The organism is Bradyrhizobium sp. WSM2254 (genome assembly GCF_000472645.1).
In the GTDB taxonomy this organism is placed as follows: domain Bacteria; phylum Pseudomonadota; class Alphaproteobacteria; order Rhizobiales; family Xanthobacteraceae; genus Bradyrhizobium; species Bradyrhizobium niftali.
Genome location: NZ_KI421446.1, coordinates 114,604 through 141,418, shown reverse-complemented (window position 1 = coordinate 141,418; position 26,815 = coordinate 114,604). Strand labels below are relative to the sequence as shown.

Below are 26,815 nucleotides of genomic sequence, written 5' to 3'. Positions count from 1 at the left end.
CCGATTTCCGTATGATTCCTGCGCAGAGCCAAACCAGTGACCGACCATTGCCGCCTTTGCCATTCGACCAACCTGCGACCGGTCATCGACCTCGGACAGATGCCGATTGCGCATCGACTTCGGCACAGCCGGAACGAGCAGGAGGAACGGTATCCGTTCGAGGTGCTCGCCTGTGGCGATTGCGGTCTGCCGCAGATCGTCAAGCCGATCGATCCCGACATCCTCTATCGCCAGTTCAACTACAATTTCAGCAGCTGGAAGCCTGAGCCGCACCAGGTCGACGAGCTCGATACCATCGCGAAATTCTCGAAGCATCAGTCCGTGTTCGAGATCGGCTGCAACGACGGCCTGTTCATGGACAGGCTGCGCGAGCGCGGCACCAAGGTCATGGTCGGCGTCGAGCCCAATCCTGTGTCGGGCAAGATCGCCCGCGAGCGCGGCATCAAGGTCTATGCCGACATGCTCAGCCCGGAGATGGCCCACGACGCGGTCGCTCAGTCCGGCAAGTTCGACCTCGTCATATCGCGCCAGGTGCTCGAGCACATCGTCGATTTCGAGAACTTCTTCGCTTGCGTGAAGATCGCGCTGAAGGAGGACGGGCTGCTGTTCATCGACGTGCCCGATTTCGCACCCGGTTCGACGGCAGGCGATCTCTCGGTGCTCTGGGAGGAGCACGTCAGCTACTTCACCGAGCCTACGCTGGTCGCGCTGCTCGCGCGCCACGGCTTCGAGACGGTGTCCGTGAAGAAATACAATTTCAGTGGTGGCAGTCTCGCGATCGCCGCCCGCCGTGCCGCAGGCCCGGTGACGGCGCCGCCCGCGCCGGCCGGCGTCGGCGAGAGATTTGGTCAGCGCGCGCGGGAGTATGGCGAACGCCTGCGCCCGATCCTCGCCAAGGCTCGCGCCAATGGCACCGAGATCGCCATCTATGGCGCTGGCTGCCGCGCCTGCACCTTCACCAATGCGCATGAGCTGGCGGATCTCGTCGATCTCTCGGTCGACGACCAGAAGGAGCGTCAGGGCCTGTTCCTGCCCGGCACCGGGATTCCGATCCGCTCGCCGGAGGACCTCGCAACGAAGTCCGGTCCGCTGGTCTGTCTTCTGGCCGTGAACCAGGAGAACGAAGAGAAGGTCAGCAGCCGGCTGCGCGAAAACGTGAAGCGCCCGCTGCACATCGTCTCGATCTTCGCGCCCTCCGATATCTGGAGCGAGCTCGACCGCCTCGAGGCGGCCGCAGGGTCGCGGCATGGCTGAGGACAAGCTCTTCAACTACTACGAACGTCAGGACGTGCTGCCGACGTTCGGGAATTTCAAGTCGGCCGCCGAACTCGCGGCCTATGCGGGCCAGCGGCGCGAACTCTTTGCTGACAAGCTGGTGCTGCCTCCGCGGCTGTTCCGCGATGCCGAGGTCCTCGAATTCGGTCCTGATTCCGGTGAGAACGCGCTGGTGTTTGCCGGCTGGGGCGCGAACATGACGCTCGCCGAACCGAACCGGCATGCGCACCCGAAGATCCAGGCCTACTTCGCGCATTTCGGCCTGGCCGAACGTCTTCGCGAACTCGCATTGTCCGACGTCGAGGGGTTTCGCAGCGACCGCCGTTTCGACATCATCGACGCCGAAGGGTTCATCTACACGGTGCAGCCGAGCGAAAAATGGCTCGGCATCTTCCACCGGCTGCTCAATCCGGACGGTTACGCCGTCGTTTCCTATTACGAACGTTATGGCGGCTTCTTCGAGCTCGCGCTCAAGGCGATCCATGCCGCCGGCAAGGCCCTGACGGGCCGCCCCGCGCTGGAGACGGCGAAGCTGCTGTTCGAGCCGAAGTGGAACAGCATTCCGCACACCCGCAGCTTCGAATCCTGGCTGATGGACGTGCTCGAGAATCCGTTCGTCCGGCACCGCTACTTCCTCGATGCGGAGGCCCTCTGTACGGCGGCGCACGAGCAGGGATTCGACATCCATTCGGCATGGCCCGCCTATCGCGACAGCCTGGATGTCTACTGGCACAAGAAGGTCCTGTCGGCGGACGAGAAGCTGCGTCGCGCCGCACGCCATCTCGACCGCAGCCGCCTGAGCTTCCTCGGGGGACGGAAGCTCTATCTGGTCGGCCAGGCCGACGCGGTGAGCGCGATCTCGGCTTCGATCGAAGCGCTGGTGCTCGATGTGGACCGAATGATCGACGAGCCCTTCGGCGACAGCCTGCCCCGCGTGATCGCGAGCCTCGCCTCGTTACGCGAGACGATCCTGACGACGGATATTCTCGCCGACGATGCTTCCGACATCGAAGCCATCACGGCAACGCTCGACAGTTTCCATCGCATCTTCAGCGCGATCGGGCGACGGGATGCGTCCGCGGTTGCCGCCCTCACCCAGTCGGATCCGGCGTTCATCGGCACCTGGGGACAGCCGGCGCATTTCCTCGTCGTCCGGAAGCGCTTCGAAGGATCGTAGCCAGTGAGGCCAGGCATTGGCATCATCGGAACGGGCATGGTCGGCCAGATGTGCCACCTCGCCAATTTCGCCGCCAATCCCGCCTGTCGCGTCGTTGCGATCGCCGATCTCCGGCCTGACCTGGCGGCCGCCGCGGCGAAGAAATTCGGCATCCCGCGGACCTACGGCACGCACCGGGAGCTGCTCGCGGACAGCGCGGTATCCGCCGTCGTCGTCGTGACCAAGCGTCGCGCCACCGGCCCGATCGTGCTGGATGCGTTGAACAGCGGCCGGCACGTGCTGTCGGAGAAGCCGATGGCCTACACGACGGTTCAGGCTGCGTCGCTGGCCGAAGCCGCGCGGCGACAGCGCCTCGTCTACAGCATCGGCTACATGAAGCGTCACGACGCCGGCGTGGCGCGCGCGCTGGCCGAACTGAGGCGTCTGCGCACCGACGGCTCGCTCGGACGCCTGGTCGGAGCAAGAGGCTGGTGCTTCGGCGGCGACACCGGCCGATCGCACGACAATTTCGTCATGACCGGCGAAACCCGTCCGGACGGGCTCGAGCTCTGGCAGGATGGTCCCGACTGGATGCCGGGCGCGATGCGGCCCGGCTACGACAATTTTCTGAACGTGTTCAGCCATATCATCAATCTTGCGCGTTACGTGCTCGGACCGTCGCCGGCAGTCGCCGAAAGCACCCTCGAGAACTCGGGAGCTGCGCGCATAACCCTCGACTTCGACGGCGTCGCTTGCACGCTGGATCTCGTGAATGGATCCGAAGGTGCCTGGCGCGAGGGATTGACGATCGATTTTGAGCGGGGCGCCGTGAGCATCGAATTGCCCCCGCCCTTTGCCGAGCAGGAGGCAGAGGTCATCCTCGACCAGGGCGGACAACGCACGCGGCTGGTGCGCGAGGGGAGCTGGGCGTTTCGGCGTCAGGCCGACGCCTTCGTCGCCGATATCGTCGAACAAGGAACGCCCCTGGCCTCCGGCGAAGATTCTGTGGCCGACATCGCTCTCGCCGAGGCGATCTGGAAGCGGCGCGTCAGCGGCTAGGCCTCGCATCCGGCTTCGAACGTTCGAGCGGCGTTATTCCCGCGATCGGCCCCGGCTTGATGGTGACCTCTGCCAGTTCACGCAGAAACTGTGAAACGTCGCAGCGCGACAGCAGCCGGCATGCGTAGTACTTGCGCACCAGAGCCTGGTTCGGCGCGGCCGCAGGGCCCGGCTGGAGCGAGATCGTCGCCTGCGGCCCCGACGGATCGAAATGATGGAACGCACTTCCCGGCGCCGTCCGCGCCACTTCGACTTCCTGGAGCACGGTCGGCTTCTCGGCACGCAAGGTAAATCCGACAAAGGGCTGATTGCCCCAGGCAAGGCGAAGCATGCCGCTGACCTCGGCGAAGCCGAACGGCACGTGGCGCGACGGGTAGTCGACAAATCCGTCATCGAGCGCGAACACCGTTGCTGCCGGCTGGGCCCGGCTGACAAGGTCGTTCGCGAGAGACTCCTGCTTCAGCGTCCTCGCCTGCATAAAGACGTAGACGTTCCACAGCAGTCCGATCGACAGCACCGCCCCCGATCCGAACACGACCACGAAGGCTGCCTTTGGCCCGATCGTTCGTTCGACCCATCGTTTGAAAGCAAGAAGGGTCAGTGCCGACGGCAGGCCGAACATGAGCAGATGACGGCTCTCGTAGAAGTGCGAGCTGGAGGGCCGCGATCCCGCGACCAGATAAGGGAGCGATAACGCCAGAAACGAGACCACTGCGAGCGAGAGCGGCGCGGCAATCGCATTTCCGGTTGCGGTCGGCTCTGTCTCGGAGCGCAGCAGGAACAGGCCGGCGCCGACGAGGAGCGCAGCCACAACGAGTGGCGCGGGTGCATCGATCGTCATCTTGAGCGCGTTGGTCACGACGTCCCAATAGGCGGTGACGAAGAACGTCTTCCATCCGTTCGCCAATTCGCCGAACGTCGGCAGATGAGCGTTGTAGTGCTGCGCATAGACGCCGGTACGTTTGAACCAGACGCTGAGTGCGCCCCAATAGACCAAGGGCAGCACCGCCAGCTCCGGATAGCGGGTCATGCAATACCAGGCCGCGCGCCATGTACGCTGAATCAGGCCTTCCGCCTCGCCGCGGCTCCGCCATACCGCAATGAAGAGGCCCGCAAGCACGAATGCGTACAGCATGATCGTCGAATTGAGTGCAAAGCTCAGCAGGAACACGAGCGCACACGCCAACCGGAGCAGCACGCACCGCATGCCTTGCGCGCTGAAGGCGAGCGTGAGCAGCCATGCCCCGATGAACACCAACCCAAAGCTGAACACGTAGACCGCGTTCGCCTTGCCCGCCCAGAGCTGATAGCCGGGATAGGTCCAAACGATCAGTGCGAAGCCGACCGCCTCCGCACGGTCGAGCAGACCGAGACGCGTTGCGGTTAGCGCCAGGCACATCGCGCCGAGGAAGATTCCGGCGAGCGCCAGCAAGACCATCACGACGATCGGCGCGCCGGTCCAGTTGGCGAAGGTGTCGTAGCTGAAGAAGATCGGATGGCCCGCGCCGCTCAGGAGAAAATCGATGTCGATCATGAAGTCCGGACGCGGCTTGAGCACCAGCCAGTCGTCCATGAAGAGGCCGTCGTTCAGCAGCATCGGCGCATGCGCGACCAGCAGCATCGCCAACAGAACGACTGTCGCGCGCAGCGTTGCGGATGTGCTGAAACGGGAAAGAGATGGCATCGGCGGCAAGAATTCGCACGCCTACCTGACCGCCGCAAGAGCCGGATGGCGGGCTCCGAATTGCTCATTGACCCCCAAAATGCGACCTCCTATAGACACCGCACAGGTCGGGCAGCACCGAGGCGTCCAAGGCGATCCGCGATGAATTTCCTACCGGGCCCGGTGCAGACCACTGCGATCTGTCTCAGTGTCGCGCTTCCGCTGCTGTTGCTGTGCTATGCGCGTATCGCTGCCATTGGCGGAGCCGGCCGCCGTTTTCGGCTGGGCTGTCTCAGCGTTATCGCGCTTTTCGTGATCGCCTGCATCGCGATTCCAGGTCCACGACATCTCGACGATTTGGTCAGCGGCCTCTTCCTCCTGGCGACGGCGATGATGCTTTGCTACGTCCTGTTCAGCCTGCTGGCCTGGGGCTTTACTCTGACGCTGCTCACGGCGCTCGTCCAGGCCGGACGTCCCCTCACCTCGGAGCAATGGGCTGCGGCCTACATGCAGGGGGGAGATCTCGGCACCTTCGCGCACAATCGATTGAAGCTCCTGATCGGTTCGGGAATGGTGACGACGGCCGACGGCAAATTGGCCCCGACGGCCAAGGGGCTCGCGGTTGCGCATCTTGTCAAACTCGTTCGCTTCTCAACGGGTCTTGGATAACGGCCACGATGTCATTCGCTGTCGGTCTCATCGCTGCCGTCGTATTTGCCCTGCTGGCGCCCGCCATGCAGTTCATCGCCCGTGTTCAGGGCTGGTCGCTTGCACCGGTGATCCTGCTCGCGATCGCCGCGGTCGTTTCGCATCTTCTTGGCGTGCTGCTCGGCGTGTTGACCCTCCCGCAATTCCGCTATTGGGACGCCGCATCGATCTTCGGCTTTGGCGTCATGGGTTACGTTTTCGCGTTCGGAGCAGTCTACAAATCGGTCTCACTGGACATCCTGCTTGGTCTGGTCGACCGGCCCGGCCGGAAGGCTCCGCTGTCGGATGTCGTGGAACGGCAGGTTCCAGCTCTGTTCCAGGGGCGGACCAAGATCTTGATCGACGGCGGCCTGGTCGAGCAGGTCGACTCGCGCTTTGCCGCGACGGAGGCAGGGCAGATCATGGCAAAACGGATCGGGCGGCTGCGCCATGCCTTCGGCATCGGCGACACCGGACTTTACGATTTCCCCGACTAGTTGCCCGAATGCAACGCCCTGGCGTTGACCTGACCTGTGGGACCGATATTGTTGGCTGCACCCTGATCACCCAGGGTTGTGGATGGGGTTCCAACAGTCCAACAGTAAGAGTGGCCGGCAGCGGCGGTATGCGATGACACCTTCCAGGGCGGCAAAAAGGCTTACGATCGTCATCCCTGCGCTGAATGAGCAGGACAAGATCGCCGACACCATTGACGGCGTGCTGCCGCTCGCGCGCGAATTGCTGGACGATTTCGAGATCTTCCTGATCGACGACGGCAGCACCGATGCCACCGGCGCGATCATGGACGAGTTCGCGGCCAGGGAGCCGCGGATCATCGTGCATCACAACGCCGAACGGCGGGGCGTCGGCGCCGGCTTCGAATACGCCCTGGCGCGCGCGAAATTCGATGCCATCACCCTCATCCCAGGCGATCACGCCTTTCAGAACGACGGCATCGCCAGGATGTTCAAGGCGGCGGGCGCCGCCGACATCGTCATCACCTATCGCGACAACCAGTCGGACCGCTCCGTCAACCGCTCGATCCAGTCGCACTCGCTGCGCTTCGTCCTGAACTGCCTGTTCGGCTTCTGGCTGTCGGACTACCACAGCATGATCGTCTACCCCGTGAAATGGCTACGCCAGATCGCGGTCAAGGCCGACGGCTATGGCTATCAGATCTGTGCGCTGATCTCGCTGCTCCAGCTCGGCCTCACCCACATCCAGGTCCCCGTGAGCCTGAACGCGGAGCTGAAGGGGTCATCGCGTGCGCTGCGGCTGCGCACCTATTTCGAGCTCGTCGAGACCATCGTCTCGCTGCTCCGCCGCGTTCCGATTCGGGATGTCGATCTCGATCAGGTTCCCGCCAACGCCGGGCCGACCCCCGCACGCTGATCCCAGGCCGAGGGCCCCGATCGCGGGCAACGACCGCGTGCGCCTGCCGGGGAGATCTTGTCCCCATCCTGCCGATATCTAGTCTAAATGGTTGATTTCGCTGGCAGGAGTGGCAGGGCTCGAACCTGCGACCCCCGGTTTTGGAGACCGGTGCTCTACCAATTGAGCTACACTCCTACGGACCCTGCGTCGCCTTAGGATCACGGCCGCTTTCAAGCACAGGGGACGGCCGGATTGCAAGGGAGAAGCGCGCTGCCTTCGCTTGTTTGTGCCGCGCCTTCTGGGCCACAGTTCGCTCCCGATAATAATCTGCCCCCGGGAGTAACCATGACCGCGACAGCCGCCCTTAGCCCCGCCACCGCGCCGAAAACACCGCCTTTGCCTGAGGCCAAGCCCGAGACGCTGGGCCTGTCGCGGCCGCGCCTCCAGGCGATGTCGGACGCCTTCAAGCGCGAGATCGACAAGGGCACCGTCCCCGGAATCACCGTGCTGGTGGCCCGCCGCGGCCAGGTCGGCTGGTTCGAGGCGCTGGGACGCCAGAGCCCGGCCGCATCGGCGCCGATGGCGCTTGATTCGATCTTCCGGATCTTCTCGATGACCAAGCCGATCGTCTCGGTCGCCGTCATGACGCTGGTCGAGGACGGCCACCTCCTGCTCGGCGATCCCGTCGCCAAGTTCATCCCGGAATTTGCCGACCAGAAGGTCGGCGTGGTCAGCGGCGGCAGGCTGGACCTGGTTCCCCCGAGGCGCCCGATGACGGTGCAGGACCTGCTCCGCCACACCTCCGGCCTGACCTACGAGCACCAGGGCGACGGCCCCGTGCACAAGATCTACCAGGACTCGCGGGTGCGCAGCCGCAAGATCACCAATGCCGAGCACGCGGCGCTGGTGGCGAGCTTCCCGCTGGTCTGCCACCCCGGCGAGGAGTTCAACTACAGCCGCTCCACCGACATCCTCGGCCGCATCATCGAAGTCGTCAGCGGCAAGCCGCTCGGCGCGTTCTTGACCGAGCGCGTCCTGGCCCCGCTCCAGATGGCCGAGACCGGCTTTGCGACCAGCGAAGCCAATGCCAACAGGCTCGCCGAGCCGTTCGCGGCCGATCCCTGGACCGGCGACAAGGTCGCGCTGTTCAACATGCTGGAACAGCCGGTGATGGAATCCGGCGGCGGCGGCCTCGTCTCCACCACGATGGACTACGCCCGCTTCGCGCTGATGCTGCGCAATGGCGGCACGCTCGACGGCAACAGGATCATCGGCCGCAAGACGCTGGAGCTGATGGCCTCCGACCACCTCGGGCCCGAGGTGAAGACCAACGGCACCCTGCTCTCGCCCGGTCACGGCTTCGGCCTCGGCTTCGCCGTGCGCAGCGAGGCCGGCATCGCGCCCTTCCCCGGCAGTGTCGGCCAGTATTTCTGGAGCGGCATTGCGGGGACGTTCTTCTGGATCGACCCGAAGGAGGATCTGTTCGCGGTGTTCATGAGCCAGGGTCCGGGCCAGCGCGATTACACGCGCACGCTGGTGCGGGACCTGGTGTACGCCGCGGTGGATTGACCCGAAGGGTCATTCCGGAGCGGTCCGCAGGACCGAACTATGGTGCGCAATTGCGCACCGGGGAATCTCGAGATCCCGGGTTCGCGCTAACGCGCGCCCCGGGATGACGCTATATCGCCTCAGCTGATCGTCGCGCCGCCGTCGATCACCATGGTCTGGCCGGTCATGAAGTCGCCGGCCTTCGAGCCCAGGAACACGGCCGCGCCGGCGATCTCGTCGGGGATTCCGATGCGGAGCAGCGGCGAACGCGAGGTCGAGGCCTTCAGGTTCTCCGGATTGTCCCACAGCGCCTTGGCGAAATCGGTCTTGATCAGGCCGGGTGCGATGCAGTTCACGCGGATGTTGTGCTTGCCGTATTCGCAGGCGAGGTTGCGCGCGAGCTGCATGTCGGCGGCCTTCGAGATCGCATAGGCGCCGAGGATGGTCGAGCCCTTGAGGCCGCCGATCGAGGAGACGATGATGATCGAGCCGTCCTTGCGCTCGATCATCTGCGGCACCACCATCGAGATCAACCAGTTGTTGGCGACGATGTTGTTGTCGAGGATCTTTCTGAACTGATCGTCGGAAATGCCGGCGAGCGGACCGTAATACGGGTTCGATGCGGCGTTGCACACCAGCACGTCGATCTTGCCGAAGGCGCGGTTGCTCTCGTCAATCAGGTTTTGCAGATTTTCCTTCGAGGAGATGTTGGCGGCGATCGCGACCGCGGTGCCCTTGCCGAACTTGTCGTTGATCCCCTTCGCGACCTGGTCGCAGACGTCGGCCTTGCGCGACGAGATCACGACCTTGGCGCCGTGCTCGGCCATGCGCTCGGCGATCGCAAGCCCGATGCCGCGCGTCGAGCCGGTGATGACGGCAACTTTCCCCTTCATGTCGAACAAGGTCATGTTTCTCTCCCAGAGTTATGATTTGAATTGGCCTGAAGCCTATGCCGCGTCCACGCGACCCGACAATTGCTCAGGCGAGCTTCTTGACTTCAGGTCCCGCAAGCTGGTGCATCGCCGCGTGCGCATCATCCGCGATCCACGGCTGCTGATTGACCATCGGCAGCCGCCAGACCTTGCGCTCGGGACTCGCAAAATAGTCGAGCCGCGTCACCGAGCAATTGTCGATGTCGAACGACAGGCCCCGCTCCGGCTGGCCATCGAGCGCGAGCCCCAGCGCGGCCTTGATGGTGCCGCCATGCGCGACCGCGATGATGTCCTGCCCCGCCGTCTCAGTGTTGATCCGCTCGATGGTGCGGCGCGTGCGGTTGTAGAGATCCATGAAGCTTTCGCCGCCGGGCGCGGGCTCGTTGATGTCGGCGAACCAGCTCATGCCGACGGGACGGCTGGCGATGAACTGGGCGCGGTTCATGCCCTGCCAGCGGCCGAGATTCTGCTCGGCAAGGTCCGCTTCCCACTTCATCGATGCAGGCCTTGGAAAGCCGGCCGCCCAGATCGCTTCGGCCGTTTGATGCGTCCGCATCAGATTGCTCGAATACCAGACCGCCTTGCGTGGCAGCACCTTGGCAACAGCATTGAACACATAGGTGTCGCTGGTGTCGCAGGCGATATCGCTCTGTCCGTAGATATTGCCGCCGTCATTGCGCATAGGCGCGTGACGGACCCACCACCACCGTGTCGTGACCACATTCGGCTTGTCTGCGCCTGCCATCGAAACCCTTCCATCCCGTGTAATGTCGCTGTACGTCAGGTGTGAACGTGTCTCAAGACACTTTACCGTTTGAAATCTTGTTTGAAATTCCGTCGCGCGGCAAGCGTCGTGCGCGAGCCAAAGGGAGAAACGCATGGGTCGTCTGCAAGACAAATCCGTCATCATCACAGGCGCCGGCAGCGGCATCGGCCGCGCCGCTGCGCTGCTGTTCACCAGGGAGGGCGCCAGGCTGATCGCGGTCGATCGCACCGAGGCGGTGAAGGAGACCGTCGAGGAGGTGAAGAAGGCCGGCGGTGTCGCGGAAGCGATGGTCGCGGATGCGGGTTCCGAGAAGGATGTGATCGCGGTCATCGACAAGGCGGTGAAGACGCACGGCCGGCTCGACGTGATCTGGGCCAATGCCGGCGTCTCCGGCGGGCTCGTCCCGCTCGGCGAGCAAACCGTCGAGCACTGGCAGGAGGTGCTGCGCGTCAATCTGATCGGACCGTTCCTCGCGGTGAAGCACGCGATGCCGCACATGGTGAAGCAGCAGTCGGGCGCGATCGTGCTGACGGCGTCCGTCGCGGGCCTCAAGGCCGGCGCCAGCGGCCATCCGTATGCGGCGAGCAAGGCCGGCGTGATTTCCCTGGTGCAGACCACCGCCTATTCGCTCACCGGCACCGGCGTGCGTATCAACGCGGTCTGCCCGGGCCTGATCGAAACCGGCATGACGAAACCGATCTTCGACCGCGCCAAGGAGCGCGGCACCCAAGACAAGATCGGCCAGCTCAATCCGCTGAAGCGCCCCGGCCAGCCGCACGAGCTCGCGGCGATGGGACTGTTCCTGGCCAGCGACGAAGCCTCGTATGTCAACGGCCAGGCGTTCCCGGTGGACGGCGGCCTGACGGCGTCGATGCCGTATACGGGCAAGCCGGTTTAACACACAGTGTCGTCCCGGCGAAGGCCGGGACCCATACCGCGGATTCGATCGATCGCGGTTGGCAGAAGTACCGAACGAACAATCTTCGCCAAACTACACCCTGGGGTTATGGGTCCCGGCCTTCGCCGGGACGACATCGGGGAGGTAGTGTGCCCACGTATCAACACCGTCATTGCGAGCGCAGCGAAGCAATCCAGAATCTTTCCGCGGTGACAGCCTGGATTGCTTCGCTGCGCTCGCAATGACGGAGTATGTGGTAGCAGCGTCGCTCAATTCGCATTCTCATCGCAGACACACCTTCGCATCCTCGCGGCTTGTTTCGCCCGAGCTTTGCTTCGTCGCCTGCCCTCAGATGAAAGAGGGCGCAGGGAAGGCCGGGAGCCGGTTGGCTCCCATTGGCCGCCATGCCAAACGCGGATTGCGCTACGATGCACAGCGGGGAAACAGGGCAACCGGAGCATCCCGGCCTTCCCTGCGCGGATGGTTGGAACGGCTTATGTCGTGCTCTCCCCGGGGAGCGATGCACTATTGCCCCCGTCGCCNTGCGGATGGCTGATGCGCGCGGTCCGGTCGGNCCNCACCCATCACCGCAAGACTTGGCGCACAGACCCCGGGCGCCAGGACGACACGATTTGGCCGTACGCCGATCACACCGGTCGTGCGCGCGATGCCTTCGCTCACGGTTGCCCGCCCTGCGATGCCTTTCGCGCCGATGTGACCTGCGTCCACCGCCGCCCGGCCCGCGTTCGTGACGATCGCGATACGCCCCTCTTCCTTGGGCCGGAGTGCGCGCACTATCCGCCAATTCCGAATTTCGGTAAAGTGGAATATTTTGCGGCCGCGCGTTGACCGGCATCTTGCGTGTCTTGCCCGTCGGGCAACGCAAGGGATTGTAGCCTGGGTGAGCGAAGCGACATCCGGGATTCTCGATCACCACCGGTCCCGGGTATCGCTCCGCTCACCCGGGCTACGACGACGAAGCAAGCGCGGCGACAAAGAGCGCACACCCCACCACCGACGCAACCGTCCGCACATGGTTCCAGAACGTCCAGTCCTTCAGATACGCCGCCCACACGGCACCAGCCTCCGGCGCGGATGGCTGCACCGCGGCGAGCGCGTTGTTGAGCGGGACGTTGAACACCATCGTCACGACGAACATGCCGATGACATAGAGGCCGCCGCCGGCGATCATGCTCACTGCCCCCGGCTCGCTGACGCGCAACGAACCCATCACCACCAGCGCCGCGCCTGCCACGGTCGTGCCGAGAAACAGCGGCATGAACAGCGAGCGTACGATGTCGACATTGATCGCGTTCATCGCCGCGATGCCGGCCGCCTGGCCGAGCCGGCCAAACGCGGTCATGATGAAGGTCGAAAAGGCGAAATAGATTCCGGCCATGAGGCCGCAGCCAATCGCCGAAAACCAGAGCAGGCCGGTCGTAAAAACCTGCCGCATGCCGCAGCTCCCTCAAATACGATAAACTCTCGCATTTGATAAATGCGATAAACTCTCTTATTTCTGACGTCAAGCGCGGGTAGCGGGAATCAGCATGCCGGAACGGAAAGGCAGGACGGACAAGACGACGCACGCGGCCGCGCGACGCACGCCGCTGGTGCCGACGCAGGAGCGAAGCCGGGAACGCTTCGACCGCATCCTGACGGCTGCGGCCGAGATCCTCACCGAGAAAGGCAGCGACGCCTTCCGGATGAGCGACATCGTCGAGCGCACCGGCATCGCCTTCGGCTCGCTCTATCAGTATTTTCCGGACAAGAGCACGGTGATCGGGACGCTCGCCGAGCGCTGCAATGCCATCGGCCGCGAATGCGTCCAGCGCGACCTCGCCGAGATGAAGAAGCTATCCGACCTGCACGCTGCGCTGTGCCGCATCACCGACGGCTATAACCGGATGTTCCGCGAGCATCCTGTGATGCATCACATCTGGCAGGCGACGCAGGCCGACCGACGCTTGCAGAAGATCGACGAGGAGGATGTGGCCTTTCTCGCCGGCCTCTTGCGCGAGGCACTCAAGCGTGTCGCGCCGAAACAGCCCGCCGCCGCCCTCACCTCCTTTTCGCAACTGGCGATGATCCAGATCGCAGCCGCGGTTCGTCACGCCATTGCCTTGCCGCCGGCGGAGGCGCGGCGTACGCTCGACCTGTTCAAGCGAATGCTGCCGAAAGACCTCTCCGCGCTCGGCTGAGGTTCGCCGAAAGCACCCTTCGCGATCGCGATTTGCCCGAACCGCCACGCTCTACGGCCGCGGCACCACCGAGGCGATACGCCCCTCTTCCTTGGGCCGGAGTGTGCGCACTATCCGCCAATTCCGAATTTCGGTAAAGTGGAACTTCCCGTCATCGGGCATTGACCGATGGCTTGGGTGTTTTGCCCCGACGCGTAACGCAACATCTCGTAGCCCGGATGAGCGAAGCGATATCCGGGTTTTTCTCGCCACCGGCCCCGGGTATCGCTTCGCTCACCCGGGCTACGGGTCTACAGGTTGGCGCAAGCGGCCCGCCTCATTCGGGCGGAATGGTCCTGGCCTGATGTTGCCGGGCGGTGACAGATTCCGTTCGGCCGAACCGCTAATGTCACCAGCTCGGTTTGTTCGAGGAATGACGATGCATGTTTTTTGCAGGCATGAAGCAGAACCTGCCCGGCGCGCGTGTCGGGGGCAGGCTCGGATGGTGAGGCTGGATTTGGCTATATGCGTGCGGAAATATCTCGCCCTCGCTTTGGGCGTGGTGGTCGCCACGTCGCTGGCGGTCATGAGCCCGACCATGGCCGAGGACGACAAGGCCGCCGCCAGGCAGCAACAGCTTCCCGTCAACGCCGAGCAGGCGCTGTATCTGATCCGCTCGACGCTGCTGACGCTGAACGATGCCAACCGCTCCGGCAACTATTCGGTGCTGCGCGATCTCGCCGCGCCCGACTTCCAGGCCAGGAACAGCGCCGCCGATCTCGCGCTGGGCTTCACCGACCTGCGGCGGCGAAACTTCGACCTGTTCTCGGTGGCGCTTGCCGCACCGCAGCTCTCGACGCCGCCTTATCTCGATCCCAACAAGATGCTGCGGCTGACAGGATTCTTTCCGACCCGCCCGCTCCAGATCAATTTCGACCTCACCTTCCAGAACGTCGCCAACCAGTGGCGGCCCTACGGCATTTCGGTCGCAACACCGCAAGCGGCGACGGAAGCCGCCGCGGCGCCGGCGCCCGCTCCGGCCAAGAAGAACGCGGCCCAGAAGAATTGAGCGCATTCGGAGGGCCGACCCGGCTCGCCCGCCCGCCAACGGGTTTGCACGTCGTGCCGTTCCGTTGGTATGGTTCGTGCAGGCGGCAGAGCCGACCAAGATCCCTCCCATCACATGATCCCGAGAATGCTGGACACAAGACCCGACCGGATTCGCAAGCTCCTCGCCGACCTCGTCGGCTTCGACACCGTCAGCGACCGCACCAACCTGCCCCTGATCGCCCATATCGAAAGCTACCTCGCCGCGCTCGGCGTCGGCTTTGAGCGCATCGTCGACGAGACCGGGCAGAAGGCTTCGCTGTGGGTCACGATCGGGCCGGAGGACCGCCCCGGCCTGGTGCTGTCGGGCCATACCGACGTCGTTCCGGTCGTGGGCCAGGACTGGAGCCACGATCCGTTCAAGCTGGTCGAGCGCGACGGCAGGCTCTACGGCCGCGGCACCACCGACATGAAGGGTTTTGTCGCGGTGTGTCTCGCCATGGTGCCGGAGATGCTGGAGGCCAGGCTCAGGACGCCGATTCATCTGGCGATTTCCTATGACGAGGAGATCGGCTGTGTCGGCGTGCGGCCGATGCTCGGCGAGGTCGCCAGGAAAACGGTCAGGCCGCTCGGCGCTTTCATCGGCGAACCGACGCAGATGCAGGTCATCATCGGCCACAAGGGCAAGCACGGTGTGCGCGCGACGTTTCGCGGACTCGCACGCCATTCCTCGATCGCGCCCGACGGCGTCAACGCGATCGAATATGCCGCCGAGCTGATCGTCGAGATCCGCCGTCGTGCCGTGCTGCTCGCTGGCAAGAGATCGACAGACAGCCTCTACGACGTTCCGCACTCGACGCTGCTCACCAGCATCGTGCATGGTGGCGCCGCGCTGAACATCGTGCCCGATACCTGCACGGTGGATTTCGAATGCCGCGGCATCGGCATCACCGAGTCGCGCGAGGTGACGGATGCGATCGTCGCCTGGGCCAAGGCCGAGATCGAGCCGGCGATGAAGGCGCGGCATCCCGAGTGCGGCATCGATTTCGAGGAAATCCTCGACTATCCCGCGCTCGACACCGCCGCCGACGCGCCAATCGTCACGCTGGCCAAGGGCCTCGCCGGCCGCAACGACCACGCCAAGGTCGCCTTCGGCACCGAGGCGAGCCTGTTCGCCAGCATGGCCGACATCCCCTCGGTGGTGATCGGCCCCGGCGCGATCGCGCAGGCGCACACGCCGGACGAGTTCGTGGAGATGTCGGAGCTGTTGAAATGTGCGGGGTTCGTCGAGAAGCTGATCGCGCATTGCGCGAAGGGCTGATGCATAGGGCGTAACCCGCCAGTTTGCGCGAACCGATTGCGAGGACTCCGAGCTCCATCCTCGTCATTGCGAGGAGCCCGCGACAAAATTGCGAAGCAATTTTGCGCTGGTGCGACGAAGCAATCCAGTCTGCCACCGCGGAAAGATTCTGGATTGCTTCGCTTCGCTCGCAATGACGGAGCGAACGAGCGCTCCTCATCATCGGTGTCATGCCCCGGCTTGACCGGGGCATCCAGTACGCCGCGGCCCCTCGGCTCAACCACTGCAGCCTCTGGAATACTGGATTGCCCGCCTTCGCGGGCAATGACGCAGAGAATGTAGGGACGGCGCATAACCCGTGTGAGCGACTTGTCCGCCGTAGCTCGCAGAGCGAAGGCGGAAGCGACATGCGGGACCACTGTCCCGGGAATCGCTGCGCTCACCCGGGCTACAGGGGCCTCCGGTTGCCTCAGCGCTCCTGCAAGGCCAGCCGCACGCCGACGGCACAATAGATGGTCCCGACCACCTTGCCCTGCCACTTCACGACGGCCGGATGGCGGCGCAGGAAATTGCCGAGACGACCGGCACCCACAGCAAACACGACGGTGCTCAACAAGCCGAGCAGCACAAAGACGATGCCGAGGATCGCAAGCTGCAGCGCGGTCGCGCCGTGTTCCGGCCTCACGAACTGCGGCAGGAACGCCAGGAAGAACAGCGCCGTCTTGGGATTGAGCACCTCGGTCAGCACGGCCTCGCGGAATGCGCGGCCTGCACTGATCGTGGGCGCTCCGCCGTTCAGAGCGATCGGTGCCCTGTCGAGCATGGCGCGAATGCCGAGATAGATCAGGAACGCGGCCCCCGCATATTTGACGATGCTGAAGAGGAGCGCCGAAGTGGCGATGATCGCCGAGAGGCCGACGATCGCCATGCTGGTGTGGATCACGTCACCCGCAGCGATCCCCGCGCCCGTCGCGATACCCACCTTCGTTCCTGAGCTTGCGGCGCGCGCCATGGTGAGCAGCGTGGCCGGGCCGGGAATGAAGACGAAGCCGAGCACGATGAGGATGTAGGTGATGAGGGTGGTGTGGTCGATCATGTAGCGAGCTTACGTCACCGCAACCTCGCTGTCATGCCCCGGCTTGACCGGGGCATCCAGTACGCCGCGGCTTCTCGGCTCAAGCACTGCTGCCTCTGGAATACTGGATTGCCCGCTTGCGCGGGCAATGACGCGGAGCGTGTCGGAGCAGCGAGGGCCTCAAAAGAAAAGCGCGGCCACATGGCCGCGCCGCCGCATGTCCCTACACTGCGCCCGCCTTCTGCGCGTACTCCCACGACGCCTGCGACAGCGGCACGGTGCGCTTGGCGGATTCGAGCGCCTTGGCGTTGGCGGCGGTGCCGTCGCGGACGCGGCCGGCGATTCCCTGGGTGATGCCGGCGAGGCGGAACAGGTTGTAAGCAAAATACCAGTTGAGATCAGGCACCGTCATCTTGGTGACGTTGCAATAGATCTGCGCGGCCTCTTCCACGCTCGGAATGTTGAGCGCCTTGAGGTCGGCGCCCTGCAGGCCCGGCATGATCCACTGCATGAGCAGATAGGTGAAGTCGGCCATGGGATCGCCGAGCGTCGACAACTCCCAGTCGAGCACAGCCTGCACGCGCGGTTCCGTCGCGTGGAAAATCATGTTGTCGAGCCGGTAGTCACCGTGGACGATCGAGACGCGCGCCTGTTCCGGCACGGTCTTGGGCAGCCATTCGGCGACCTTCTCGAACTCCGGAATGTGCTGGGTTTCGGAGGCGCGATATTGCTTGGTCCAGCGGTCGATCTGGCGCGCGAAATAGTTTCCGGGCTTGCCGAAATCGCCGAGGCCGATCGCGACGGGATCGAACATGTGGAGTTTTGCCAGCGTCTCGATCTTGCTGGTGAAGATCTTGCGGCGATCTTCCGGCGTCTGGCTCGGCAGCGTCGGATCCCAGAACACCCGGCCGTCCTCCATCGACATGATGTAGAAGGCGGCGCCGATGATGCTGTCGTCCTGGCACAGCGCGTAGGCGCGCGCGACCGGAAAACCCTGCTTTCCAAGGGCTGCGATGACGCGGTATTCGCGATCGACCGCGTGCGCCGAGGGCAGCAATTTGCCGAACGGTTTTCTGCGCATCACGTAGGAACGCTTCGGCGTGTTCAGCCGGTAGGTCGGGTTGGACTGGCCGCCCTTGAACTGGAGGACAACCAGCGGTCCCTCATAGCCTTCGACGTTGTCGCGCATCCACGCCTCGAGGCGCAGCTCGTCGAAACGATGCCGCTCCTCGACCGGCTTGGTGCCCGAGAACTCCTCGTCTTTCCTGACGCCGTCGGCCACGATGACGCTCCCTCAATTCTTTTGTCCATCATTCCGGGGCGCCTCGAAGAGGCGAACCCGGAATCTCGAGATTCCGGGTCTGGTCCTACGGACCATCCCGGAATGACGAAGTGGAGAGCGCCATGCGCTCTCTCCCGTTTCTAATGACTGGAAGAGTTTGCATACTTCCGAACTTCAAGTCTGGCAATGGCGCGGTTATGCACCTCGTCCGGACCGTCGGCGAGACGGAGCGTGCGGATGTGGGCGTAGTCCTTGGCAAGGCCGGCCTCGTCGGAGACACCGGCGCCGCCAAAGGCCTGGATCGCCTGATCGATGATCTTCAGCGCCATGTTGGGGCCTGCGACCTTGATCATGGCGATCTCGAGCTGCGCCGCCTTGTTGCCGACCTTGTCCATCATGTCGGCGGCCTTGAGGCACAGCAAACGGTTCATCTCGATGTCGGTGCGCGCCTCGCCGATGCGCTGTTCCCACACCGAATGCTCGATGATCTTCTTGCCGAACGCGGTGCGCGAAGAGAGCCGCTTCACCATCTTCTCCAGCGCCTCCTCGGCCTTGCCGATGGTGCGCATGCAGTGGTGGATACGGCCGGGACCGAGGCGGCCCTGCGCGATCTCGAAGCCGCGGCCTTCGCCGAGCAGGATGTTCTCCTTCGGCACCCGCACGTTGTCGAGCAGCACCTGGGCATGGCCGTGCGGCGCGTCGTCGAAGCCGAAGACGGGGAGCATCTTCTCGACCTTGATGCCTGATGTGTCGAGCGGAACCAGGATCTGCGACTGCTGCTGGTGCTTGGCCGCCTTCGGATCGGTCTTGCCCATCAGGATCGCGATCTTGCAGCGGGGATCGCCGACGCCGGACGACCACCATTTGCGGCCGTTGATGACGTAGTGATCGCCGTCCTTCTCGATGCGGGTCTCGATGTTGGTGGCATCGGACGAGGCCACTGCCGGTTCCGTCATCAGGAAGGCCGAGCGGATCTCGCCGTCCATCAGCGGCCGCAGCCATTTGCGCTTCTGCTCCCTGGTGGCGTAGCGGATGAACACTTCCATGTTGCCGGTGTCGGGCGCGGAACAATTGAACACTTCGGAGGCCCAGGTGATGCGACCCATCTCTTCCGACAGCAGCGCGTATTCGAGATTGGTCAATCCCGCGCCGCGGAATTCATCGTCCTCATGCTCGGACGGCGGCATGAACATGTTCCAGAGGCCTTCGGCCTTCGCCTTCTTCTTGAGGTCCTCCAGGATCGGGATCACCTTCCAGCGCTCGCCGGTGCGATCCTGCTCGTCATAGACCGGCACCGCCGGACGCACGTGCTTGGCCATGAAGGACCGCACGCGGTCGAGCCATTCCTTCTGCTTGGGGGACAGATCGAAATCCATGGGACGCTCCTCGTTTTCTCTCTTTGAACCGGTTTTGCGCCGGACTGTCCTCCCGCCGCGCACGGCCCGCAAGCATGAATGCGCGCGCCTTGCGAAGCTTCAGGCCTGATCGCAGTTGCGAACGAGTCCCGATTGCGGATTGACTTTTCCCGGCCTTCAAACGATAGTTTCATACAACTGTTTGAATTGCAACTCCCTCGGCACTTCGCGCCCTCCTCGTCATTCCGGGGCGAGGCGAAGCGCGGGTTCGCGACGATGTCGCGCCCCGGAATGACGGGATAGAGAGCCATGGCCAGCGATCATACGAGGTCTGCCATTCTCGCCGCCGCCGAACGGCTTTACGCCGATCGCGGCTTCGGCGACGTGACGCTGCGCGACATCGTCGCGGAGGCCAATGTCAACCTCGCGGCGGTGAACTATCATTTCGGCTCGAAGGACGAATTGATCGCGGAACTGTTCGTCTCCCGCTCGATCGCCACCAACCGCGAGCGCCTGCGCGAATTGAAGGCGGCGGAAGAAGAAGGCGGCGGCCGCGCGCCGATCGAGGTGATCCTGCGCGCCCTCGTCGGCCCGACCTTGCGCGGCTGCCTCGGCCCCGAGAACCAGCGCTCGACCGCGGCGCGCTTCATGATCCGCGCCTCGATCGAATCCGTGCCGCCGATCCGCCGCATCAAGAACCGCGAGATCGACCATCTGCGCAAATTCGCCGGCGCGATGCGCAGGTCCCTGCCCGACCGCAGCGACGTCGATATCTACTGGGGCCTCAACTTCGCGCTCGCCATGGCGCACCACACCATCCGCGAGAGCGAGCGGCTGACGAAACTGTCGGAAGGCAAGTGCGACCTCGACGACGTCGAGGACGTGGTCGCGCGCGTGGTCAGCGTGGCGACGATGGCGCTGACCGGTGCCGAAGCCACGAGCAAGCCGGCCGCCCGGCCGATGGCTGCGAACGGTCGGCTGACACGGCAGGATTTGTGAGAACGTGCAGACGAAGAAGAGCGTCCGGCGAGCTGGCGGCACGGCGGCAAGACTCGATCGGGGGCTGGATCGACCGAGTCTTTCGCCGCGTCCTCACCAACTCGCCTTCAGCGCCCCCATCCCGGAATAGCTCTGACCGAGGTCCGAGAATTCGCCGGTGACGCGCGCCGACACCTCCCACCAGCGATTGAGCGCCAGGCGCGAGCCGAGATCGAGCCGTGCCGAGTCAGAGGCGGCACTCGCGCCAGCGATCGTGAACGCCGATACCGGCACGGTGACCAACGATGCCGTGATGGTGCGCGAGGGCCGAAATTCGTGCACCCAGGCGGCGTGCACGAATGGGCTCCACACCATGCCGTTGCCGAACGCGACGCGACCGTCGAACTTGGCGCCGAGGAACGTCGGCAGCGACGTGACGCTCTGCGCGGCGTAGCTCAATCCGAGTACGCCGGGTGCAGCACCGGCCGTGCTGGCTTCGGTGTAGGCGCCCTGCCACAGCCGTGCGGCCTGGATCGCGGCGAACGGCGTCACCGCAGTGATGCCGAAGTCGAAGGAGCGGCCGATCTCCAGCCTTCCGCCAAGCTGGTCGCTCCCGAATGACCCCTGCGCGGCTTCGGTGGTGCCGACGCCAGTGATGGTCCGCGTCGTGGTATTGTGGAAATGGCTATGGGCGATCTGCGCCGAGAGATAGTTGGCGCCGAACCGCTGCATCGCATAGGCGCCGACATGGCCACCCTCGAGCCTGCCCGACGTCGCGCGATCATCGACGGAGAAAGTCGCGCTGGAGCCGCCGGCCGCCATGCCCAGCAGGAGATCGGGATTGACGAGGTAATCGACCCCCATCGCGCCGCCGGCGGCGCGGTTGCTGAGGCTCGCGCTGCCGACGCTCGCATTGCCCGCGAGCTGCTGCCCGGCACCGAAGCCGGCGGCCCAGGCGTTCCATCGCGGCTGCGCCATCGCCGGCGCCTTCAGGGCCGCGAACGCCGACGCAGCCGGGCTGCGCGGTTGCTCCGCAGCGTAGCCAAGCGCAGCGTCGCTGGCGACGCCGCCGCGGTTGCCGGCGCGCCAGGCTTCCATCTGGCCCTCCATGGTCTGGCCGAACAGCACGCCCGAATTGAACGCGGTGTTCTGGGTGCCGCTGGTGCCCTCGCCCGAGAGCTGGTCGAGCACGCGCAGCGAACCCGCCTGCAGCAATTGCGCGTAGAAGGTCGCGGTGGCGCCGGTCAGCGCCGTCGAATAGCCGGCCTCGAGCGCATTGCCGATCGCGCGCTGGTTCTGGGTCTCACCCGCGACGGCGCCAAAACCCTGGCGCGTCAATATCAGGTCGACCGAATTGGCATTGTAGGTCGCGGTCGCGTTGAAGAAGGCCGACGACGAGGCGACGCTCGCAAACTGGCCCGTGATGGCGGCGGTGGTCTGCACGACCCCGGTGTAGGTCGTGGACGACTGATAGAGCCCCGGCTGCAGCACCGCACGCAAGGTACCGTTGAGGTTGGCCTGCACTGCGGACAGAACGTCACGATTGCCCGCATTGTCGACCCGTAGCGCCAGCGTACCCTGCGCGGTCTGGGTGAATGTGCCGGCGAAGGCGAGGTTACTCACCGCAAGCGCGGTCCCCGGATCCGTGATGGTGATCAACCCGGCATTGATCAGGCTGTCGCCCGACCCCATGAGTGCGATCCGCCCGTCCAGCGTACCGTTGTTGGTGATGCTGTTTCCGCTCGCGAGAAAATTAGAGGAGAACAGCGAGTAGCCGTTCGTACCGCCCCTGATCGTGCCGCTGTTAACCACCGTATTGTTCTGGCCAGAGATAGCACTCCCCAGTCCGCCGGCGCCGGTCGCAGCGATCAAGCCGCTGTTGGTCACCGTGTTACCGTCGCCGCTGATATCGACACCCACGCCGTTAGTGCTGGCTGCCGTGATCGTGCCGGTGTTGGTGAGAGTGTTACCGTCCAACAGGAAGACGCCTGCGCCCATGGTGCCGGTGCTGCTCCCGACCGTGATGGTGCCTGAATTCAGGATCGTGGCGCCGATGGCTGAGATGCCGTAGGCCAAGCCGGTCAGGCTGATGGTGCCGGAATTGATCGCCGTGTTGCCGGCGCCAATCGGGACGAGGCCGGCCGTGCCGTCCGCCGTCGAGCTGATCGTCCCGGCGTTGGTTAGAATATTGTTGTTGCCGGCCACGTACATGGCCATGCCCCCCGTGCCGGGCGTGATCGTGCCGTTGTTGGTGAAGACGTTGTTGTTGATCCCCTGCATGCCCTTGCCGCCGTTGCCGACAACGATGGCGCCGTTGTTGATGGCGGTGTTGCCGCTGTCGACATCGATCGCCTTCTGCGCATTGCCGACGTCGATCGACGCGCCCGATTGAACGGTGACGGCCAGATTGTTTTCCGCACCCGTGCCGAAGCCGGTGTTGGTCGCACCGCTGCAAGTGACGGTGCTGCCGGATTGGACGCACGCGGCAACCGCCGGCCCCGCCGGCATCGCAACCACCGTGATCAGCGACAGCACGAATGGCGCGGCCAGCGTCAACGATCGTTCGGGGCGCGCCTTCGCCCTGGCTACCGGCAAGTTCATAGTCGTCATCCGCGCCGCGCCATTCGTCGATGTCATCCGTCATTCCCAAGTCTTGCGGCCGAAGCAGCCGTCGCTTGCAAACTGGCCTGACGAGGCGCAACTGTCTTGGCGCAGCCGGCACGGGACATCGGCCCATACGGCACAGCAGTGGTCTCTCGGCCGGTTGTGACACTTGCACCACCATCCCGTGGACCGCACTTGTCTCAGGCGGAACGCCGGGAGGACCATGCGGAACAGGTTCCGCCGAACGGTCGCGCGCTGTGAACCTGCCGCCGCGATATCTACGGACACGGAATCGCTAATATCGATATCGGGCGGATCGATTTGAACGCGCTGGCGAGAGCCTGCGTCTTAAGGAGGTGGTGGCCACCATTCCGCAGGGGACAGATGCAGGATACCGGATCATTTCGAGCGCAGATATCTACCCGTGACTTTCCCGAAGAGAAGCGAATCGACAGGTGGCGCGAGATCTTCGGGCGCAGCGTGACCAATGCCGATATGGAGCCGATCGGCGACGCGCCCTTCCATGCGAACGTGACCTTCAACCTGTTGCCCAATATCAGCATCGCGGCCGGCTCACATTCGCCAGCGCATTATCGCCTCTCGAAAGAGATGGCGTCGCGCGCCGGGAATGTCGTAGTGATCGCCCTACTGCGCAGCGGCGCTGCTTCGTTCACCCAGTTCGGCCAGGAATTGACCGGCGGTGTCGGCGGTGCCGTGGCGCTCACGATGCAGGCACCTTCAACGACCACGCTACTCACGGAGGGCAACTTCATCAGGCTGGCATTTGAGCAGCCGGCCCTGGCCGCATTGGCCCCGAACTATGCGGCGTCCTTCGGCAGCATTCCGCCCAACAGTGCAGCCCTGAATCTCCTGACCCGCTATGTCGACGTCGTCCGCAACGACGACGCCCTCGGCGAGCCGGCGCTGATGCAACCCGTGGCCAACCATATCCTCGATCTCGCGGCGCTCACACTCGGCGCGAGTGGCGACCACGCCGAGTTCGCGCGGCAGCGCAGTGCCACGGCGGCGCGGCTTGCCAGCATCAAATCGGACATTCTCCACGCGCTCAGCCGCAGCGATCTATCGACCGAGATGATCGCCGCGCGTCACGGCATCTCGCCGCGCTACGTGAGAAAGCTGTTTGAACTGAGCGGCTCGTCATTCTCCGCCTACGTGCTCGCCGAGCGGCTGGCGAAAGCACGGCGCATGCTGATCGACCGGCGCCACGCTCAACTCAACATCACCCAGATCGCGCACGAAAGCGGGTTCGGCGACGTCTCCTATTTCAACCGCTCCTTCCGCCGCCACTTCGGCGCCACGCCCTCCGACATCCGCGCGGCGGCAAGACCGGCGTGGTGAGCGGCCAACGGCTCTCGCGTCGATCGCCCTCCTCACATCATCGCGATGCAGTCGATCTCGACGTCGAAGGGGCCGAACCATTCCGGGGTGCAGACGAAGATCCGCGCCGGCGGGTCGACCGGGAAGTAGCGGGCATAGACCGCGTTGAACACGGCGAAATGTTTTGTCGACGTGCAGTAGACGTTGCACTTCATGACGTTGTCGAGGCTCGCGCCGGCCGTCTGAAGGCACAGCTTCATCTGCTCCATGACGATCTCGCTCTGCCGCTCGATCGGCATTTCCGCGAGCTCGCCCGTCGCGGGATCAAATGGCGGCAGACCGGCGACAAAGATCATGTTGCCGGCGCGCGTCACCGGCGAGGTCGGCGCCTTCCAGCGGTCGAGATAGGACGAGATCGGTTCGACGCGGAGCGCTTCGCGTTTCATGGCGGCCACCTTCGGTTCGCGCGAGACTGACGCCTTGCTACATCATACTGCAGCCGGCATGTTTCGCTTGTGATCGAAGTGTGGTCGTCGCGGGGTCAGGCCCGCTGCGGCATCTCCTCGGCCTCTTCCTTGGCGAGCAGCAGCAGCATCTCGATGCCCATCTCGCCTTCCTGCGGCGAGCGGATGAACTTTATTTCGTCGGCGCTTTGCCGCAGCGCGGCAATGATGGCGACGGCCTGATTGGCGGTTGCCGCCTCGGTCGCCAGAACTGATTTCTGGTTCTTGGACTGAAACCCGATCGTATAGGACATGCACTTCCCTCCCGGAACTCGCAGGGAGATCGAATCAGAGTCGGGCGCGAAGCGGAAGCCTGTGTGAGTACGGACCGGGTTTATCTGGGGATTGTGCGCAAGCCTCACGCAAGGCCGCGCGCGCGTCTCATTGAACTCGCGGAAGCTCCCCCTCACCCGGAATTCAAGCAGCGCTTGAATTCCGGCCTCTCCCCGCACGCGGGGAGAGGCCGAGAAGGAAAAAGGTCAGATGATACCCTGCTGCTTCAGCGTCTCGATTTTCCCCGCATCATAGCCGAGCTTGCCGCCGAGCACCTCCTGGGTGTGCTCGCCGAGCAGCGGCGGGGCGCGGTAATTCTCGATCGGGGTTTCCGAGAAGGTCAGCGCGTTGCGGATCAGCGACAGCTCCGGCTCGAACTTGTGCTCGGTCTTCACCCGCATGCCGCGCGACTGGACGTGGGGATCCGAAAACACCTGCTCGAAATTGTTGATCGGACCTGACGGCACGCCGGCCTCCTCCAGCTTGTCCAGCCAGTAGGCCACCGGCTGCTTCAGGAACAGGCCGGCGAAGATCGCCATGATCTCCTTGCCGTGCACGACGCGGTCGTTGTTCTTGACGAAGCGCTTGTCGCTGGCGAGCTCGGGCGCGCCGAGCACCGCACAGGTGCGCTGGAACTGGCCGTCATTGCCGACAACCAGCATCAGCTCGCCGTCGGTGCAGCGGAACACGCCGGCCGGCATGCCGCCATTGCCCCAGGTGCCGCGGCGCGGCGGTGTCTTGCCGTTGACGAGGTAGATCTGGAGCCAGTGGCTGAGCGAGGCAATCACGGTGTCGAGCAGGCAGACGTCGAGATGCTGTCCGACGCCGCCATTGACGTCGCGATGGTAGAGCGCCGAGAGAATGCCGATCGAGGAATTCATGCCGGTCATGTAATCGACGATGGAGGGACCGACCTTCATCGGGCCCTCGCCCGGCTCGCCGTCGATATGGCCGGTGACGCTCATCAGGCCGCCCATCGCCTGCAGGATGGCGTCATAACCGGCGCGCGGCGCGTAAGGTCCGGTCTGGCCGAAGCCGGTCACGGAGCAATAGATGATGCCGGGGTTGATTGCCTTGATGGTCTCGTAGTCGAGGCCGTAGCGCTTGAGATCGCCGACCTTGTAGTTCTCCATGAAGACGTCGACGTCCTTGGCGAGCTCGCGGATGATCGCCTGTCCCTCGGGCTTGGCGATGTTGACCGTGACCGACTTCTTGTTGCGGTTGGCGCAGAGATAGAACGAGTTGTTGTTGTTCGCCTTGCCGTCGGGGTCGGTCAGATAAGGCGGGCCGAAGGCGCGCGCGTCGTCGCCGGTGCCCGGCCGCTCGATCTTGATCACCTCCGCGCCGAGATCGCCCAGCATCTGGGCCGACAGGGGCCCGGCCAGCACGCGGGTGAGGTCAAGGATCTTGATGCCTGAGAGCGGCAGGGCCGACATGTCGATTTCCTCCGGGGAACTGGATCTTGGCGCGGCGGCCCGAGCGCTGAGGTTCGGCCGCGGCCGCGCTCCCTGCGGATACACCA

Annotated in this window: 24 protein-coding genes and 1 tRNA gene; 13 read left to right on the top strand and 12 right to left on the bottom strand. The window is 64.4% G+C overall.

Annotated elements, in window-relative coordinates:
• The first annotated feature begins 36 nt into the window (after positions 1-36).
• From A3M7_RS0141370 to A3M7_RS0141360, 3 genes are read left to right on the top strand one after another with little or no spacing between them, the layout of a single operon-like run.
• Entirely contained in the window at positions 37-1,254 is a 1,218-nt protein-coding gene (locus tag A3M7_RS0141370) for a class I SAM-dependent methyltransferase (RefSeq protein WP_027549168.1), read from the top strand.
• Positions 1,247-2,452, top strand: coding sequence for a class I SAM-dependent methyltransferase (locus A3M7_RS0141365; RefSeq protein WP_027549167.1), 1,206 nt, complete (start codon positions 1,247-1,249; stop codon positions 2,450-2,452). Before A3M7_RS0141370 ends, A3M7_RS0141365 begins: the two co-directional genes overlap by 8 nt.
• 3 nt (positions 2,453-2,455) lie before the next feature.
• The gene (locus tag A3M7_RS0141360; RefSeq protein WP_027549166.1) at positions 2,456-3,490 is read left to right on the top strand and encodes a Gfo/Idh/MocA family protein; all 1,035 of its coding nucleotides are present in this window, start codon (positions 2,456-2,458) and stop codon (positions 3,488-3,490) included.
• Here the strand turns inward: A3M7_RS0141360 and A3M7_RS0141355 are convergent.
• Positions 3,480-5,174 (bottom strand): hypothetical protein, encoded by a 1,695-nt coding sequence (locus tag A3M7_RS0141355; protein ID WP_027549165.1) that lies wholly within the window; start codon positions 5,172-5,174, stop codon positions 3,480-3,482. The genes A3M7_RS0141360 and A3M7_RS0141355 overlap by 11 nt on opposite strands.
• 141 nt (positions 5,175-5,315) lie before the next feature.
• Between A3M7_RS0141355 and A3M7_RS0141350 the strand changes: the two genes are divergently transcribed.
• The 3 genes from A3M7_RS0141350 to A3M7_RS0141340 all read left to right on the top strand — a co-directional run bounded on the left by A3M7_RS0141350 (position 5,316) and on the right by A3M7_RS0141340 (position 7,232).
• Positions 5,316-5,822 carry a hypothetical protein gene (locus tag A3M7_RS0141350; protein ID WP_027549164.1) on the top strand — a complete coding sequence of 169 codons (507 nt, stop codon included), beginning with the start codon at positions 5,316-5,318 and terminating at the stop codon, positions 5,820-5,822.
• A gap of 8 nt (positions 5,823-5,830) precedes the next feature.
• Positions 5,831-6,337 carry a hypothetical protein gene (locus A3M7_RS0141345; RefSeq protein ID WP_027549163.1) on the top strand — a complete coding sequence of 169 codons (507 nt, stop codon included), beginning with the start codon at positions 5,831-5,833 and terminating at the stop codon, positions 6,335-6,337.
• 133 nt (positions 6,338-6,470) lie between these two features.
• Entirely contained in the window at positions 6,471-7,232 is a 762-nt protein-coding gene (locus A3M7_RS0141340) for a glycosyltransferase family 2 protein (protein WP_027549162.1), read from the top strand.
• Positions 7,233-7,333: 101 nt separating this feature from the next.
• Here the strand turns inward: A3M7_RS0141340 and A3M7_RS0141335 are convergent.
• Positions 7,334-7,409: transfer RNA gene (locus A3M7_RS0141335), tRNA-Trp, on the bottom strand.
• 150 nt (positions 7,410-7,559) lie between these two features.
• Here A3M7_RS0141335 and A3M7_RS0141330 point away from each other — a divergent pair.
• Positions 7,560-8,783, top strand: a complete 1,224-nt coding sequence (locus tag A3M7_RS0141330; RefSeq protein WP_027549161.1) for a serine hydrolase — start codon at positions 7,560-7,562, stop codon at positions 8,781-8,783.
• Between the two features lie 119 nt (positions 8,784-8,902).
• On the opposite strand, the gene A3M7_RS0141325 is transcribed toward A3M7_RS0141330, so the two are convergent.
• Together A3M7_RS0141325 and A3M7_RS0141320 are read right to left on the bottom strand one after the other, a co-directional pair.
• Complete coding sequence (locus A3M7_RS0141325) at positions 8,903-9,670, bottom strand: SDR family NAD(P)-dependent oxidoreductase (protein WP_014494484.1); 768 nt, start codon at positions 9,668-9,670, stop codon at positions 8,903-8,905.
• A gap of 70 nt (positions 9,671-9,740) precedes the next feature.
• Positions 9,741-10,439 (bottom strand): histidine phosphatase family protein, encoded by a 699-nt coding sequence (locus A3M7_RS0141320; protein ID WP_027549160.1) that lies wholly within the window; start codon positions 10,437-10,439, stop codon positions 9,741-9,743.
• 133 nt (positions 10,440-10,572) lie between these two features.
• On the opposite strand from A3M7_RS0141320, the gene A3M7_RS0141315 reads away from it, so the two are divergent.
• On the top strand, positions 10,573-11,358 hold the full coding sequence (locus tag A3M7_RS0141315) for an SDR family NAD(P)-dependent oxidoreductase (protein WP_027549159.1): 786 nt from the start codon (positions 10,573-10,575) through the stop codon (positions 11,356-11,358).
• A gap of 967 nt (positions 11,359-12,325) precedes the next feature.
• Here A3M7_RS0141315 and A3M7_RS0141310 read toward each other — a convergent pair.
• Positions 12,326-12,814: a DUF1772 domain-containing protein gene (locus A3M7_RS0141310; protein WP_027549158.1), complete on the bottom strand. Its 489-nt coding sequence runs from the start codon at positions 12,812-12,814 to the stop codon at positions 12,326-12,328.
• Positions 12,815-12,908: 94 nt separating this feature from the next.
• On the opposite strand from A3M7_RS0141310, the gene A3M7_RS0141305 reads away from it, so the two are divergent.
• The 3 genes from A3M7_RS0141305 to argE all read left to right on the top strand — a co-directional run bounded on the left by A3M7_RS0141305 (position 12,909) and on the right by argE (position 15,906).
• Complete coding sequence (locus tag A3M7_RS0141305) at positions 12,909-13,559, top strand: TetR family transcriptional regulator (protein WP_049824017.1); 651 nt, start codon at positions 12,909-12,911, stop codon at positions 13,557-13,559.
• A 508-nt stretch (positions 13,560-14,067) separates the two neighbouring features.
• Positions 14,068-14,607, top strand: a complete 540-nt coding sequence (locus tag A3M7_RS0141300; RefSeq protein WP_245284447.1) for a hypothetical protein — start codon at positions 14,068-14,070, stop codon at positions 14,605-14,607.
• Between the two features lie 126 nt (positions 14,608-14,733).
• A complete protein-coding gene (gene argE / locus A3M7_RS0141295; protein WP_027549155.1) occupies positions 14,734-15,906 on the top strand; it encodes an acetylornithine deacetylase in 1,173 nt (390 codons plus the stop codon).
• Positions 15,907-16,354: 448 nt separating this feature from the next.
• Here the strand turns inward: argE and A3M7_RS0141290 are convergent, their stop codons facing one another.
• The 3 genes from A3M7_RS0141290 to A3M7_RS0141280 all read right to left on the bottom strand — a co-directional run bounded on the left by A3M7_RS0141290 (position 16,355) and on the right by A3M7_RS0141280 (position 19,618).
• Entirely contained in the window at positions 16,355-16,981 is a 627-nt protein-coding gene (locus A3M7_RS0141290) for a LysE family translocator (protein ID WP_027549154.1), read from the bottom strand.
• A gap of 202 nt (positions 16,982-17,183) precedes the next feature.
• A complete protein-coding gene (locus A3M7_RS0141285) occupies positions 17,184-18,242 on the bottom strand; it encodes a phosphotransferase family protein (protein WP_027549153.1) in 1,059 nt (352 codons plus the stop codon).
• A 140-nt stretch (positions 18,243-18,382) separates the two neighbouring features.
• Complete coding sequence (locus tag A3M7_RS0141280) at positions 18,383-19,618, bottom strand: acyl-CoA dehydrogenase family protein (protein WP_027549152.1); 1,236 nt, start codon at positions 19,616-19,618, stop codon at positions 18,383-18,385.
• Positions 19,619-19,906: 288 nt separating this feature from the next.
• Here A3M7_RS0141280 and A3M7_RS0141275 point away from each other — a divergent pair, with 288 nt between their 5' ends.
• On the top strand, positions 19,907-20,596 hold the full coding sequence (locus tag A3M7_RS0141275) for a TetR/AcrR family transcriptional regulator (protein ID WP_027549151.1): 690 nt from the start codon (positions 19,907-19,909) through the stop codon (positions 20,594-20,596).
• 93 nt (positions 20,597-20,689) lie between these two features.
• Here the strand turns inward: A3M7_RS0141275 and A3M7_RS0141270 are convergent, their stop codons facing one another.
• A complete protein-coding gene (locus tag A3M7_RS0141270; RefSeq protein WP_084302985.1) occupies positions 20,690-23,212 on the bottom strand; it encodes an autotransporter domain-containing protein in 2,523 nt (840 codons plus the stop codon).
• Positions 23,213-23,500: 288 nt separating this feature from the next.
• Here A3M7_RS0141270 and A3M7_RS0141265 point away from each other — a divergent pair, with 288 nt between their 5' ends.
• Positions 23,501-24,538, top strand: a complete 1,038-nt coding sequence (locus tag A3M7_RS0141265) for a helix-turn-helix domain-containing protein (protein WP_156937127.1) — start codon at positions 23,501-23,503, stop codon at positions 24,536-24,538.
• A gap of 32 nt (positions 24,539-24,570) precedes the next feature.
• Here the strand turns inward: A3M7_RS0141265 and A3M7_RS0141260 are convergent, their stop codons facing one another.
• From A3M7_RS0141260 to A3M7_RS0141250, 3 genes are all read right to left on the bottom strand, one after another.
• Entirely contained in the window at positions 24,571-24,963 is a 393-nt protein-coding gene (locus A3M7_RS0141260) for a RidA family protein (protein ID WP_027549148.1), read from the bottom strand.
• A 95-nt stretch (positions 24,964-25,058) separates the two neighbouring features.
• Positions 25,059-25,274 carry a hypothetical protein gene (locus A3M7_RS0141255; protein ID WP_027549147.1) on the bottom strand — a complete coding sequence of 72 codons (216 nt, stop codon included), beginning with the start codon at positions 25,272-25,274 and terminating at the stop codon, positions 25,059-25,061.
• A 225-nt stretch (positions 25,275-25,499) separates the two neighbouring features.
• Positions 25,500-26,729, bottom strand: coding sequence for a CaiB/BaiF CoA-transferase family protein (locus A3M7_RS0141250; protein ID WP_027549146.1), 1,230 nt, complete (start codon positions 26,727-26,729; stop codon positions 25,500-25,502).
• Positions 26,730-26,815: the final 86 nt, after the last annotated feature.